15 protein-coding genes and 2 tRNA genes are annotated in these 13,981 nt (G+C 63.3%); 15 read left to right on the forward strand and 2 right to left on the reverse strand.

What is annotated here, in order from left to right; translation table 11 throughout:
• Positions 1-24: 24 nt before the first annotated feature.
• The 6 genes from AC1C2Q_RS16540 (at position 25) to AC1C2Q_RS16565 (ending at position 4,459) form a co-directional block, all read left to right on the forward strand.
• The gene (locus AC1C2Q_RS16540; RefSeq protein WP_495428529.1) at positions 25-651 is read left to right on the forward strand and encodes a superoxide dismutase; all 627 of its coding nucleotides are present in this window, start codon (positions 25-27) and stop codon (positions 649-651) included.
• Positions 652-756: 105 nt separating this feature from the next.
• Positions 757-1,767 carry a type I glyceraldehyde-3-phosphate dehydrogenase gene (gene gap / locus AC1C2Q_RS16545; protein ID WP_495451021.1) on the forward strand — a complete coding sequence of 337 codons (1,011 nt, stop codon included), beginning with the start codon at positions 757-759 and terminating at the stop codon, positions 1,765-1,767.
• Positions 1,768-1,774: 7 nt separating this feature from the next.
• Positions 1,775-2,989, forward strand: a complete 1,215-nt coding sequence (locus AC1C2Q_RS16550) for a phosphoglycerate kinase (RefSeq protein ID WP_495428531.1) — start codon at positions 1,775-1,777, stop codon at positions 2,987-2,989.
• Positions 2,980-3,771, forward strand: coding sequence for a triose-phosphate isomerase (tpiA, locus tag AC1C2Q_RS16555; RefSeq protein ID WP_495428532.1), 792 nt, complete (start codon positions 2,980-2,982; stop codon positions 3,769-3,771). Before AC1C2Q_RS16550 ends, tpiA begins: the two co-directional genes overlap by 10 nt.
• A gap of 80 nt (positions 3,772-3,851) precedes the next feature.
• Positions 3,852-4,100 (forward strand): preprotein translocase subunit SecG, encoded by a 249-nt coding sequence (secG, locus tag AC1C2Q_RS16560; RefSeq protein ID WP_495428533.1) that lies wholly within the window; start codon positions 3,852-3,854, stop codon positions 4,098-4,100.
• Positions 4,101-4,102: 2 nt separating this feature from the next.
• Positions 4,103-4,459 (forward strand): RNA polymerase-binding protein RbpA, encoded by a 357-nt coding sequence (locus AC1C2Q_RS16565; protein WP_495428534.1) that lies wholly within the window; start codon positions 4,103-4,105, stop codon positions 4,457-4,459.
• Between the two features lie 105 nt (positions 4,460-4,564).
• On the opposite strand, the gene AC1C2Q_RS16570 is transcribed toward AC1C2Q_RS16565, so the two are convergent.
• Complete coding sequence (locus AC1C2Q_RS16570; RefSeq protein WP_495451023.1) at positions 4,565-5,704, reverse strand: hypothetical protein; 1,140 nt, start codon at positions 5,702-5,704, stop codon at positions 4,565-4,567.
• A 23-nt stretch (positions 5,705-5,727) separates the two neighbouring features.
• A tRNA-Gly gene (locus AC1C2Q_RS16575) sits at positions 5,728-5,801 on the reverse strand.
• A 105-nt stretch (positions 5,802-5,906) separates the two neighbouring features.
• Here AC1C2Q_RS16575 and AC1C2Q_RS16580 point away from each other — a divergent pair.
• The 9 genes from AC1C2Q_RS16580 (at position 5,907) to AC1C2Q_RS16620 (ending at position 13,934) form a co-directional block, all read left to right on the forward strand.
• Positions 5,907-5,980, forward strand: a tRNA-Pro gene (locus AC1C2Q_RS16580).
• Positions 5,981-6,043: 63 nt separating this feature from the next.
• On the forward strand, positions 6,044-7,534 hold the full coding sequence (gene tig / locus AC1C2Q_RS16585) for a trigger factor (RefSeq protein WP_495451025.1): 1,491 nt from the start codon (positions 6,044-6,046) through the stop codon (positions 7,532-7,534).
• Between the two features lie 66 nt (positions 7,535-7,600).
• Positions 7,601-8,080 (forward strand): tetratricopeptide repeat protein, encoded by a 480-nt coding sequence (locus AC1C2Q_RS16590; RefSeq protein ID WP_495451026.1) that lies wholly within the window; start codon positions 7,601-7,603, stop codon positions 8,078-8,080.
• Between the two features lie 80 nt (positions 8,081-8,160).
• Positions 8,161-8,757 (forward strand): ATP-dependent Clp protease proteolytic subunit, encoded by a 597-nt coding sequence (locus AC1C2Q_RS16595; RefSeq protein ID WP_439277881.1) that lies wholly within the window; start codon positions 8,161-8,163, stop codon positions 8,755-8,757.
• Positions 8,758-8,776: 19 nt separating this feature from the next.
• Positions 8,777-9,418 carry an ATP-dependent Clp protease proteolytic subunit gene (locus tag AC1C2Q_RS16600; protein ID WP_495428538.1) on the forward strand — a complete coding sequence of 214 codons (642 nt, stop codon included), beginning with the start codon at positions 8,777-8,779 and terminating at the stop codon, positions 9,416-9,418.
• Between the two features lie 278 nt (positions 9,419-9,696).
• Complete coding sequence (locus AC1C2Q_RS16605; RefSeq protein WP_495451028.1) at positions 9,697-10,632, forward strand: sugar-binding transcriptional regulator; 936 nt, start codon at positions 9,697-9,699, stop codon at positions 10,630-10,632.
• Positions 10,629-11,630 (forward strand): deoxyribose-phosphate aldolase, encoded by a 1,002-nt coding sequence (gene deoC / locus AC1C2Q_RS16610; RefSeq protein ID WP_495451029.1) that lies wholly within the window; start codon positions 10,629-10,631, stop codon positions 11,628-11,630. The genes AC1C2Q_RS16605 and deoC overlap by 4 nt, the downstream gene beginning before the upstream one ends.
• Before the next feature lie 13 nt (positions 11,631-11,643).
• The gene (locus tag AC1C2Q_RS16615; RefSeq protein WP_495428541.1) at positions 11,644-13,086 is read left to right on the forward strand and encodes an aldehyde dehydrogenase family protein; all 1,443 of its coding nucleotides are present in this window, start codon (positions 11,644-11,646) and stop codon (positions 13,084-13,086) included.
• Positions 13,083-13,934: an aldehyde dehydrogenase family protein gene (locus tag AC1C2Q_RS16620; RefSeq protein ID WP_495451030.1), complete on the forward strand. Its 852-nt coding sequence runs from the start codon at positions 13,083-13,085 to the stop codon at positions 13,932-13,934. The genes AC1C2Q_RS16615 and AC1C2Q_RS16620 overlap by 4 nt, the downstream gene beginning before the upstream one ends.
• Positions 13,935-13,981 lie beyond the last annotated feature (47 nt).

The raw sequence follows: 13,981 nt of genomic DNA on the forward strand, positions 1-13,981 counted from the left end.
CGGCGCGGATTGGATGAAAGCGACATGGCGATCTACACGCTCCCTGACCTCCCCTACGACTTCGCGGCGCTGGAACCGCACATCAGCGGCAAGATCATGGAACTGCACCATGACAAGCACCACCAGGCATACGTCACCGGCGCAAACGCGGCTCTCGACGGCCTCGCCGAGGCTCGCGACAGCGGGAACCTGGCCAACGTGAACAAGCTCGAGAAAGACCTTGCGTTCAACCTCGGCGGTCACGTCAACCACTCGATCTTCTGGACCAACCTCTCCCCGAACGGTGGAGGAGCGCCCGAGGGCGAGTTGAAGGCTGCTATCGACGAGTTCTTCGGCTCGTTCGAGAAGTTCCAGGCGCACTTCACTGCCACCGCCATGGGCATCCAGGGGTCGGGTTGGTCCGTGCTCAGCTGGGACTCGATCGGCCAGCGACTGATCATTCAGCAGCTGTTCGACCAGCAGTCGAATGCGGCCCAGGGCACGATTCCGCTGTTCCAGCTCGACATGTGGGAGCACGCCTTCTACCTGGACTACCTCAACGTGAAGGCTGACTACGTCAAGGCAGCGTGGAACATCGCCAACTGGGAGAACGTCGCACAGCGTTTCGACGTCGCCCGTAAGCAGACGAACGGCCTGCTGGTACTGTCGTAATTAAGACGGGCGTCCTGATGGGCATCGAGCCCGTCGGGACGCCGTTGTCCACGAATTCTCTATCTAAAATGCGCGAGAGCGCTCGAGAAGCAGGGAGAGACCTTAGTGTCTGTCAAGATCGGCATCAACGGCTTCGGCCGTATCGGACGCAACTACTTCCGCGCGGCACTCGCGCAGGGAGCAGACCTCGAAATCGTCGCGGTCAACGACCTCACCGACAACAAGACCCTGGCGCACCTGCTCAAGTACGACTCCGTCAGCGGCGTACTCGATGCTGAGGTCAGTTACGACGATGACAGCATCACTGTCAACGGCAAGAAGATCAAGGCGTTCGCAGAGCGCGACCCCTCGAACCTCCCCTGGGGTGAGCTGGGTGTTGACATCGTCATCGAGTCGACCGGCTTCTTCACCAAGGGTGCACTCGCACAGAAGCACATCGATGCAGGCGCCAAGAAGGTCCTGATCTCGGCTCCTGGCACCGACGTCGACGCCACGTTCGTCATGGGCGTGAACGAGGACACCTACGACGCGGCTGCGCACAACATCATCTCCAACGCATCCTGCACCACCAACTGCCTCGCGCCGCTGGCTCAGGTCTTCAACGACGAGTTCGGCATCGTTCGAGGCTTCATGATGACGGCGCACGCGTACACGGCTGACCAGAACCTGCAGGACGGGCCGCACAGCGACCTGCGCCGCGCACGTGGTGCTGCAATCAACATCACCCCGGCTTCCACCGGTGCTGCCAAGGCGATCGGCGTTGTGCTCCCCGAGCTCAACGGCAAGCTCAGCGGCTCTTCGTACCGCGTGCCGGTTCCCACCGGCTCGATCGTCGACCTGACGATCATCACCGAGCGTGAAGACCTCACGGTCGATGAGGTCAACGCTGCATACAAGAAGGCAGCGGCTGACGGTCGCCTGGTCGGCTTCCTGCAGTACAACGAGGACGAGATCGTCTCGAGCGACATCGTGCACAACGCGCACTCGTCGGTCTTCGACTCGACGCTGACCAACGTCAGCGGCAACCTCGTGAAGGTCTCGAGCTGGTACGACAACGAGTGGGGCTACTCCAACCGTCTCGTCGACCTCACCGAGTACGTCGCAGAGCGTATCTGAGTTCGTCATGACTCTGCGCACCCTGGATTCGCTGGGTTCGCTCGAAGGCAAGCGCGTCATCGTCCGCTGTGACCTCAACGTCCCCCTCCGGGACGGGGTCATAACGGACGATGGCCGTGTGCGTGCTTCGTTGCCAACTCTGAATGCCCTCATCAACGCCGGAGCACGCGTCATCGTGTGCTCCCATCTGGGTCGCCCCGATGGTGCTCCTGATCCGCAGTACAGTCTCGAACCAGTTGCCCAGCGACTGTCCGAGCTGCTCGGCAAGCCGGTTGCGTTCGCGCGCGACACCGTCGGCGAGTCCGCGCAGGAAGCTGTGGCAGCCATCGACGATGGCGGCATCGTGGTTCTCGAGAACCTGCGCTTCAACGCGGGGGAGACCTCGAAGGATGACGCGACGCGTCGGGCATTCGCGGCCGAGCTCGCGCAACTGGGTGATGCACTCGTTTCCGACGGATTCGGCGTCGTGCACCGCAAGCAGGCGAGTGTCTACGACCTCGCCGAGATCCTGCCGTCAGCGGCCGGCCTGCTGATCGCGACAGAGCTTGACGTGCTGGACCGACTCACGGAGAACCCAGAGCGGCCGTACACGGTTGTTCTTGGGGGTTCGAAGGTCAGCGACAAGCTCGGTGTGATCTCGCACCTGCTGCCGCGCGTCGACCGTATTCTCGTCGGTGGAGGGATGCTGTTCACCTTCCTGAAGGCGCAGGGGCACGCCGTCGGCGCGAGCCTCCTCGAGGAAGATCAGCTCGACACCGTTCGTGGCTACATTGCTGAGGCCGCTGAGCGCGGCGTCGAGATCGTGGTGCCGACGGATGTTGTTGTGGCGGCGTCGTTCGCGGCGGATGCTGCGCACGAGACCGTTGCCGCGGATGCCATCGAGCAGACGTCGTTCGGTGCTTCCGGCATCGGACTCGACATCGGACCAGAGACTGCAGCGGCATTCGCCGAGGCGATCCGCGGTTCGAAGACGGTGTTCTGGAACGGCCCGATGGGCGTGTTCGAGTTCCCCGCGTTCGCGGCGGGAACCAAGGCCGTCGCTCAGGCGCTCACCGAGGTTGATGGCCTCGGCGTCGTTGGCGGCGGCGACTCCGCAGCAGCCGTGCGTCAGCTCGGCTTCTCGGATGACCAGTTCGGTCACATCTCGACGGGCGGAGGCGCAAGCCTCGAGTTCCTCGAGGGCAAGAAACTACCCGGCCTGGAGGTGCTCGGATGGGCGTAACAACCCGTACCCCGCTGATTGCGGGCAACTGGAAGATGAACCTTGACCACCTGCAGGCGGTCGCGTTCGTGCAGAAGCTGCACTGGGCACTCAAGGACGCTAAGCATGAGGACGGCTCGGTCGAGGTCGCGGTCTTCCCGCCATTCACCGACCTCCGCAGCGTGCAGACGCTGATTGACGCGGACAAGATCCCGTTCGCACTTGGCGCTCAGGATGTCTCCTCACACGACTCCGGTGCGTACACCGGTGAGATCTCCGGTGAGTTCCTCGCAAAGCTCGATGCGAAGTACGTCATCATCGGCCACTCGGAGCGTCGTGAATACCACGCCGAGGGTGACGATGTCGTGGCGGCCAAGGTGCAGGCGGCGCTGAAGCACGGTCTTGTTCCGGTCATCTGCGTCGGTGAGACGGCAGAAGACCTGGAGAAGTTCGGCGCGAGTGCCGTACCGGCCGGTCAGCTCGAGGCCGCGCTCAAGGGTGTTCCGGCATCCGCGGACATCGTCGTTGCCTACGAGCCGGTCTGGGCGATCGGTTCTGGTCAGGCAGCGACTCCGCAGCAGGCGCAGGATGTCTGCGCTGCGCTTCGCGGCGTTCTGGCGAAGACTCTCGACGAGGACGCTGCAGCACGCACCCGCATCCTCTATGGCGGATCGGTGAAGGCAGCGAACATCGCCAGCTTCATGCGTGAGCCTGATGTAGACGGCGCGCTGGTCGGTGGCGCAAGCCTCGTCGCCCAGGACTTCGCCGCAATCATCCGGTTCGAAAAGCACGTCGGCGTATGAGCGGCGGCGGGGCTTCGGCCCCGCCTCCGTCGTATACTTGACGTTCACGGGCACTCTGCCCCATCGAAAGGCTCTCCCTCGTGGCAATTCTTGAGTTCGTCCTGCAGGTTGTGCTGGGCATCACCAGCGTCCTGCTGACTCTCCTCATCCTTCTCCACAAGGGCCGCGGCGGCGGTCTTTCCGACATGTTCGGCGGAGGCATGACTTCTGTGGTCGGTTCATCCGGTCTCGCGGAGCGAAACCTCAACCGCTTCACCATCGTCCTGGCGCTCGTATGGTTCATCTCCATTGTCGCGCTGGGCCTCATCACGAAGCTCGAGGTGATCTGACCATGGCCTCTGGAGGCAATGCGATCCGCGGAACCCGTGTCGGTTCCGGCCCGATGGGTGAGCAGGACCACGGCTACCACGCCGACCGCATTGCGGTGTCTTACTGGGACGGACTCGGCAACGAGACTGTTCGCCACTTCGCCGCTGGTCTCCCCGAAGAGGAGATTCCGGAAACGATCGATCACCCGCAGTCGGGACTCCCGGCCGGGCGAGACAAGGCGAACCCACCGGCGCTCTCGAAGAACGAGCCATACAAGACGCACCTCGCGTATGTGAAGGAACGTCGCACTGACGACGAAGCTGTTCAGCTTCTCGAGGATGCCCTCACACAGGTTCGCGAGCGTCGCGGACAGGCGTGATCCGCTACCACTGAACTCTGACGGAACCGTCGCGGCCTGCGGGTCGTGGCGGTTTTGTCGTACTCCGATGAGAACGGCGCGACGAGGCGGCGCCAGAAACGAATGTCAACGACACCCGGCCGCCGCATCGATAAGTGACTGCGGGGGAGCGCCATATGTGGTTGTGCCGTTTGACGCGCTGAGATAGCCCATGCTGATCGCCCAGGCGGTCGCCCAGTTCTCGATGTTCTGCTGAGATGAGTCGTCGTACATGCCATCGCACCTGACGCTGATCGCGTGACCCACTTCGTGCGCGACAAGAGCCTTGCTGCGATCGCCCGGCCAGTACTCGGCAACAGAATTCGACAGCTCGATGTTCGCGTAGCCAGGATCGCCGAACCACCAGGTCGCGTAGCCTCCCATGCTGTCGCCGTAGCCGAAGTCGTTGACCAGCGGTGACCAGTCGAAGTCGAGCAGCAGGCCAGGGGCGAGGCTGCGGGCGAACGCCTCGACCTCGATGCGTGCGTCGTTGAGCGGTCCTGCCTTCTCCAAGAGTTCGGCGTGCTCTGATGCCAGCATCTGCACGACCGCACTCTCCAGATCTGAATATGCGGCGGATGTGGTGCTGTCCAGCGTGTCTGCGGCCGCCCGGACGCGCTCGGTCGCGGACCGCAGCGCGATGATGTCAGGATTCCGTGCGGAGACGTGGCCGGATTCAAATTCTTCTGCGGCGTCAGCTGCCGAGACCAGCGCAGGAGAGCCAGCGCCCTCTAGTGCGCTCACTGCCATGACTGCATCGTCGCCGGCGGAATCGTAGTTCTTGACCAACTGGACAGTTGTCTCACGTTCGGCGTTGAGCCGCATCGTCGCGCCGAATATTTCCCATGCCCAGTCCGGCTTGGCCGCTGCGTGGGGCACCGGCTTCGCTATGACAGCGGTGAGGTCCTCCGTAGTGACTTCAGCATCATCAACGGCCGTGATGAGAGCGTCTTTCAGCGAGGCATCCATCAGATTTCCGCTGGCGGACTCGGTGATGCGGTCGGCCGCTTCAACGGCATTTTCAAGGATGCTGAGGTCATCAAGCGATTCGGAATGACTGCGCTCGGCATCCGATTCGACCGATTCGAAAGCGACGAGCGCGTCGTCATAGCTGAGATTCGCTATCAGCTGAATAGCCCCGCAAACGATGCCGAGCGCCGCAACGCCGATGACTACGCGAAGCAGTCTGCGGGCGGTTGACATCGGAGGAGCTGGTGCCTGTGTCACGGCGCATCCTCCCTCGGAAGAGGTGGAGGGGCTGACGAGAATCGAACTCGCATCATCTGTTTGGAAGACAGAGGCTTTACCACTAAGCTACAGCCCCGAACCGAACCCAGGGGTTCAAGAACGGACTCGTCAAGCATAGCGGACGTTGAGGCGGCTCCCGTCCGTTAGACTCGTCGAGGCCGATCCCGTACGCGGGACCGACCGGGGCGTAGCTCAGCTTGGTAGAGCGCCCGCTTTGGGAGCGGGAAGTCGCAGGTTCAAATCCTGTCGCCCCGACAACGGCCCCCTAAAACCTCACGGCCGCGCCGTTGCGCGGAAATCCAAAGGAGAACACGAAGCATGGCGAACAGCACCGTCGAGAAGCTGACCCCGACCCGGGTCAAGCTCAGCATCACGGTCACCCCGGACGAACTCAAGCCCAGCATTGCGCACGCGTATGAGCACATTGCACAGGACGTCCAGATCCCCGGCTTCCGCAAGGGCAAGGTTCCCGCTCCGATCATCGATCAGCGCATCGGCCGCGGCGCCGTCATCGAGCACGCTGTCAACGAGGGCCTCGACAAGTTCTTCCGCGAAGCAGCACGTGAGAACAACCTGCGAATCGTCGGTCGCCCGTCGGCTGACATCAAGGTGTGGCCCAACGAGAAGGACTTCTCCGGCGACCTGCTCGTCGAGGTTGAGGTTGACGTTCGCCCCGAGATCGAGATTCCTGCGTTCGACGAGGTCACGCTGACCGTTGACGCTGTCGAGGCAGACGAGGAAGCACTGGACGCTGAGCTCGACAAGCTGCGCGCTCGTTTCGGAACGCTGATCCCGGTTGACCGTCCGGCCGCCAAGGGTGACTTCGTTGAGCTCGACCTGGTCGCCACGATCGATGGCGCTGAGATCGACCGCGCCGAAGGCGTTTCCTACGAGGTCGGCTCTGGCGAGCTGCTCGAGGGCATCGACGACGCTATTGAGTCGCTCACCGCCGGTGAAGACACCACGTTCCGCTCGAAGCTGGTCGGCGGCGACAACGCCGGTTCCGAGGCTGAGGTCGCAGTCACCGTCAAGGCAGTCAAGGAGCGCGAGCTTCCTGAGGCTGATGACGACTTCGCTCAGGTTGCCAGCGAGTTCGACACGATCGCCGAGCTGCGCGACAGCCTCGCCGAGCGCGTCAACGAGCAGGCCGTCTTCTCGCAGGGCTCAGCAGCCCGCGACAAGCTCATCGAAGCGCTGCTCGAGCTGACCGAGATCCCTGTTCCGCCGCAGCTCATCGAAGACGAGGTGCACAACCACCTTGAGGGCGAGAACCGCCTTGAGGACGACGAGCACCGCGCCGAGGTGACCATTGCCAGCGAAAAGCAGTTCCGTACGCAGGTGCTGCTCGACACGATCGCCGAGCAGGCCGACGTGCAGGTCTCGCAGGAAGAGCTCAGCCAGTACCTGATCCAGTCGGCTTCGCAGTACGGCATGCAGCCGCAGGAGTTCGTCGAGGCGCTGCAGTCCTCGAACCAGCTCCCGTCGCTGGCCGGCGAAGTTGCCCGCAACAAGGCTCTCGCGATCACCCTCGGCAAGGTCAAGGTTGTCGACACCAACGGCAAGCCCGTTGATCTGTCGAGCCTCGTCTCTGTGGACGACGAAGACGAGGCCGCCGAGGCTGAGGCTCCCGTCGACGAGAAGCCCGCGAAGAAGGCTCCGGCCAAGAAGGCTCCTGCGAAGAAGCCAGCCGCCAAGAAGGCGGACGACGCTGAGGCTGCTGACGAAGAGCCCGCTGAGAAGAAGGCTCCCGCCAAGAAGCCCGCCGCCAAGAAGGCTCCGGCCAAGAAGGTTGCCGACAAGGCTGAGTGATCGCGACGCGATTCTGACGGAAAGGCGGATGCTTCGGCATCCGCCTTTTCGCATATGAGGAGGAAAATGAGCGACTGGCAGGAACGAGTCGACGCAGTCTGGGCAGATGATGCGATCACCGATGACGCGCGGATTCGTCTCATTGATGAGCTCGCTACTGAACGAGCGGTCGACGATCCAATAGCACTGTTCGAACGCGCGGGAGCGCGCGACTCGGCGGGGCTGGAGAACTCGGCGGTGTCCTACTACAGGCGCGCGTTGGCAGGCGCTCTCGACGAGTCTCGTCGCGCTCAGGCAACCATCCAGCTCGCTAGTACGCTGCGCAATCTCGGCAAGACCGAAGAGAGCCTTCGGATGCTGAAAGAGGAGCACGAGCGTGGCGGAGAGCTCGCTGACGCAGCATCGGCGTTCTACGCATTGGCACTCGTCTCTGCGGGCGACGCCGTGGCCGCGGCGTCGGTCGCGCTGGAGACGCTGGCACCGTTCCTCCCGCAGTACCGGAGTTCCGTGGCCGCATACGCCCGCGAACTGCGCACGGCGCGCTGATATGCCGACGGCGAACACGGCCTGAGCGCCGCGTCTGCGCCGGTAGATTCGAATCACCGAACACGGAAACAGGAGCTGAAATGGCTGCAGAACCACTCGTCGCGACGAGCGTCTTCGACAGGTTGCTGAAGGACCGCATCATCTGGCTTGGATCAGAGGTGCGCGACGCAAACGCCAACGAGATCTGCGCGAAGATTCTTCTTCTCGCCGCAGAGGACTCGGAAAAGGACATCTTCCTCTACATCAACTCGCCCGGTGGCTCAATCACCGCAGGTATGGCGATTTACGACACGATGCAGTTCGTACCGAACGACATCGTCACCGTTGGCATCGGCATGGCAGCATCCATGGGCCAGCTTCTGCTGACCGCCGGCACCAAGGGCAAGCGCTACATCACACCGAACGCGCGTGTGCTGCTGCACCAGCCGCACGGTGGCTTCGGCGGAACGTCCAGCGACATCCAGACGCAGGCACAGCTCATCCTCTCCATGAAGAAGCGTCTTGCAGAGATCACGGCGGGCCAGACCGGCAAGTCGGTTGAGCAGATCAACGAGGATGGCGACCGTGACCGTTGGTTCACGGCTGATGAGGCGCTTGAGTACGGCTTTGTCGACCACATCCGCGAATCGGCTTCCGACGTCATTGGTGGCGGCGGAACCGATCAGGACAACAAGTAACGGATTCGAAAGGACTCATATGTACACGCCTACTTTCCAATCCGCAGGTAACCTGCCCTCCAGCAGGTACATCCTCCCGCAGTTCGAGGAGCGCACGGCATACGGCTTCAAGCGTCAGGACCCGTACAACAAGCTCTTCGAAGACCGCGTGATCTTCCTCGGTGTGCAGGTGGATGACGCATCCGCTGATGACGTCATGGCGCAGCTTCTCGTTCTGGAGAGCCAGGACGCTGAGCGTGACATCACGATGTACATCAATTCGCCCGGTGGGTCATTCACCGCGATGACGGCGATCTACGACACGATGCAGTACGTCGCGCCGCAGATCCAGACCGTCGTGCTGGGACAGGCCGCATCCGCAGCATCCGTGCTGCTCGCGGCTGGCGCGCCCGGCAAGCGTCTTGCGTTGCCGAACGCCCGCGTCCTGATCCACCAGCCCGCCATGGGTGAGGCTGGCCAGGGGCAGGCATCCGACATCGAGATCCAGGCGGCGGAGATCCTCCGCATGCGCACCTGGCTCGAAGAGACCATGGCCAAGCACACCGGCCAGCCAGTAGAGAAGGTCAACCGCGACATCGATCGCGACAACATCCTCTCTGCTGCCGAGGCTCTTGAGTACGGCATCGTCGACCAGGTGCTGACCTCGCGCAAGCGCGCGTAGCATCCGTTCCTCGAAGGGCGGCAGTCATCTGACTGCCGCCCTTCGTCGTTCCCGGTCGCGGTGTGCGCTTCGCTCGGAGAAGTGCGCTTGGCTAGGCGAAATCTCGCGAAAACGTCCGAACTTGCTGTACATCTCCGTGCGAAGCGCTCGCCTGAACGACGCGTCGAACCGCCCGCGAAGCCGCGAATGTGCAGCGCACAGCGCATTCGATGCTCATATGCGCATCAGCATGCGCGACTGTGTGTTCGCGAGTATTCTGGGCACGAGGGGAGGATGCCGTGGACGATGATCTGCTTTCGGTCCGTGTCGCCGAGCTCTACTACGACGAGAGCAAGACGCAGGACGAGATCGGCGCACTTCTGAAGATCTCGCGATGGAAAGTCGGGCGACTGCTCACGCACGCGCGAGCGGCGGGCATCGTCCGTATCGAGATCGTGCATCCCCGTGCTCGCAGACTGGGTCTGGAGCGCGAGCTCGCTCAGCGATTCGACCTCGCAGACGTCATCGTCGTTCCCGTAGCGGACGACGAGAACAGTACTCTCGATCGCGTTGCTCAGGCCGCGGCCGATCATCTCACGGCGCTTCGACCGGTACCGCGCACTCTCGCAGTCAGCTGGGGCCGTACTCTCACCGCCGTCGCAGAAGCACTGCCGGAAGGCTGGGCGAGTGGCGTGACCGTCGTGCAGCTCAATGGGGGAGTCAGCTTGAACCGGCGCTCAGGGGGCGCCGCGAGTCTGGCCATGACCATCGCGCAGCGTGCAGGCGGGCAGGCGACACTTCTTCCCAGCCCCGCCATTTTGGAACGTGTGGAGACGAAACAGGCGATCGAAGCAGATCGAACCGTCTCCGCTGTCTTGGAGCAGGCGGCGGATGCGCAGACCTACCTCTATTCGGCCGGCCCCTCCGACGCGACCTCGGCGCACGTCGAGAACGGATATCTGACGTCGGCTGACGTTGAGGAACTTGCGCGTCGAGGCGCGGTCGGGGATGTGCTCGGCCGCTATATCGATGCAGACGGCAACATCGTCGATCCGCAACTCGATGCACGTACGGTCGGCGTGAGCCTTGACCGGTTGCGCAGTGCTGCGCAGGCGATCTTCGTCACTGCGGGGGACGCGAAACATGACATCGCGCGTACAGTCGTCAGCAGTGGCCTGTGCAGCGTTCTGGTGACCGATGAGACCACAGCCCGAGCATTGTTGGAGGAACGATGACAACCCAAGAACTCGCCCGCCGTTCCGCGGTGGATGTGCTGGGCGGAGAGCCCGATGACGCCACGCTGCGTCGCTTCCTGCACGGCCTGCCCGGCGTAGATGCCACCGGCCTTGAGCAGCGTGCTGCCGACCTCGGCACACGTTCGATCAAGACGACGTCGAAAGCCTGGGCGATCGACAAGATCATCTCGCTGATCGACCTCACCACGCTCGAGGGCGCAGATACCCCGGGCAAGGTGCGCTCGCTCGTTGCCAAGGCCAAGACTCCGGATGCGGGAGATCCCTCCACCCCGATCGTCGCGGCTGTCTGCGTCTACGGTGACATGGTCGGTCACGCCGTTGAGGCGCTGGGCGGCGTTCACGGTGACCCGGACGACGGCAAGATCTCGGTAGCGGCCGTCGCGACTGCGTTCCCCAGCGGTCGCGCCTCGCTTGCCATCAAGCTCGCCGACACGGCAGAGGCGGTCGCGGCTGGCGCAGACGAGATCGATATGGTCATCGACCGGGGTGCTTTCCTCTCCGGTCGCTACGGCCTGGTTTTCGACCAGATCGCCGCCGTCAAGGAAGCATGCCGCCGCGCAGACGGTAGCTCCGCCTCTCTCAAGGTGATCCTCGAGACCGGTGAGCTGAACACCTACGACAACATCAAGCGCGCATCCTGGCTGGGCATCCTCGCCGGGGGCGACTTCATCAAGACCTCCACGGGCAAGGTGCAGCCGGCGGCGACACTGCCGACGACCCTGCTCATGCTTGAGACCGTCCGCGACTGGCACCGCATCACCGGCGAGAAGATCGGGGTCAAGCCCGCCGGTGGCATCCGCACATCCAAGGACGCGATCAAGTACATCGTCACCGTCGCTGAGACTGCTGGCGAGGAATGGCTGCAGCCGCACCTGTTCCGCTTCGGCGCCTCGAGCCTGCTCAACGATGTGCTGCTGCAACGTCAGAAGCTGACCACCGGCCACTACTCCGGCCCCGACTACGTCACGATCGACTAAAGGGAACAGAAACATGTCATTCCTGGAATATGCCCCCGCGCCTGAATCCAAGGCGATCCTGAACCTGCGCGACAGCTACGGCCTGTTTATCGACGGCGAGTTTGTCGATGGCTCTGGCCCCAGTTTCAACACCATCTCACCCTCTGACGAATCGCACATTGCTGAGATCGCCGGAGCGAACGATGAAGACATCGATCGTGCGGTCGCGGCAGCTCGTCGCGCGTACGACAAGGTCTGGTCGAAGATGAGCGGTCGCGACCGCGGCAAGTATCTCTTCCGCATCGCCCGCCTCGTGCAGGAACGTGCCCGCGAACTCGCCGTCGCCGAGAGCCTTGACAACGGCAAGCCGATCAAGGAAAGCCGCGACGTCGACGTTCCGCTCGTCGCATCCTGGTTCTTCTACTACGCCGGTTGGGCAGACAAGCTCGATTACGCAGGCCTCGGCGCCAACCCACGAGCGCTCGGCGTCGCAGGACAGATCATTCCGTGGAACTTCCCGCTGCTGATGCTCGCGTGGAAGATCGCGCCCGCCCTCGCCGCGGGCAACACGGTCGTGCTCAAGCCTGCCGAGACCACTCCGCTGACCGCGCTGATCTTTGCCGAGATCCTGCAGCAGGCAGACCTGCCTGCTGGTGTCGTGAACATCGTCACAGGTGCCGGTTCCACCGGTGCCACTCTGGTGCGGCATCCTGACGTCGACAAGGTCGCGTTCACCGGCTCGACCGGCGTTGGCCGCGACATCGCGCGTGCCGTCGCCGGCACCCGGAAGAAGGTCACCCTCGAGCTCGGCGGTAAGGCCGCGAACATCGTCTTCGATGATGCGCCGATTGAGCAGGCCATCGAGGGCATCGTCAACGGCATCTTCTTCAACCAGGGGCACGTATGCTGCGCTGGCAGTCGACTCCTCGTGCAAGAGTCGATCCACGACGAGGTCGTTGACCGTCTGAAGTCACGTCTTTCCACGTTGCGTCTGGGAGACCCGCTCGACAAGAACACTGACATCGGTGCGATCAACTCCGCCGCTCAGCTGGCTCGCATCCACGAGCTCAGCGACATCGGCGAGGCGGAAGGCGCAGAGCGCTGGACAGCCGACTGCGCCATCCCTGAGAAGGGCTTCTGGTTCGCTCCGACGATCTTCACCGGCGTCGAAGCATCCCATCGCATCGCGCGTGACGAGGTCTTCGGGCCGGTGCTCTCGGTGCTGACCTTCCGCACGCCTGCCGAGGCCATTGCCAAGGCGAATAACACCCCCTACGGGCTGTCGGCTGGCATCTGGACCGACAAGGGCTCGCGCATCCTCGCCGTTGCTGACAAGCTGCGCGCCGGTGTCATTTGGGCGAACACGTTCAACCGTTTCGACCCGGCCAGCCCGTTCGGTGGCTACAAGGAATCCGGATACGGCCGCGAGGGCGGCCGACATGGTCTCACCGCCTACCTGAAGGGGGCCTCAGCATGAGCAAGCGAATGACAGTGCCGAAGACGTACAAGCTCGCCATCGGCGGAAAGTTCCCCCGCAGCGAGTCCGGCCGCACCTACGAGGTTCTCTCAGCGAAGGGCGCGTTCCTGGCGAACGCGGCGAAGGGCTCCCGAAAGGATGCTCGGGATGCTGTGGTGGCTGCCCGTGCGGCGGTAAAGGGATGGTCAGGAGCGACCGCATACAACCGTGGTCAAGTGCTCTATCGCGTCGCCGAGGTCCTCGAGGGGCGGCGGGCGCAGTTCATCGACGAGATCGTGGCGCAGGAGGGTGTTTCTGCTGCCGCGGCCGGTACGCAGGTCGACGAGGCCATCGACCTGTGGGTCTGGTACGCGGGCTGGTGCGACAAGTACGCCCAGGTTGCAGGCAATGCCAACCCGGTGTCCGGTCCGTACTTCAACATCTCCGTGCCTGAGCCGACCGGTGTCGTGGCGATTGTCGCGCCGCAGGACTCCGCTCTGCTTGGTCTGGTCTCTGTGGTTGCCCCTGCACTTGTGGCAGGCAACACGGTGATCGTCGTGGCCAGCGAGCAGCATCCGCTTTCGGCGATCAGCTTCGCAGAGGTGCTCGCTACCAGCGATGTTCCGGGGGGAGTGGTGAATGTGCTCACCGGATCGCCCGCAGAGATGGCGCCGTGGCTCGCATCGCACGCTGACGTCAACGCGCTCGACCTGGCAGGCGCCGGAGCTCTCGAATGGGTTGACCTGCAGATCGCTGCGGCTGACACGCTCAAGCGCGTGCTCACACCGGGTGATGTGACGGCGTCGCCGGAGCGGATCGCGGCTTTCACCGAGATCAAGACGGTGTGGCACACCAAGAGCTTGATCTGAGCTGAGTGGATCTCGGGGATCCGAGCTGACGAGATCCGGCTTGAGCC

This window comes from Microbacterium sp. Y356, assembly GCF_059445355.1.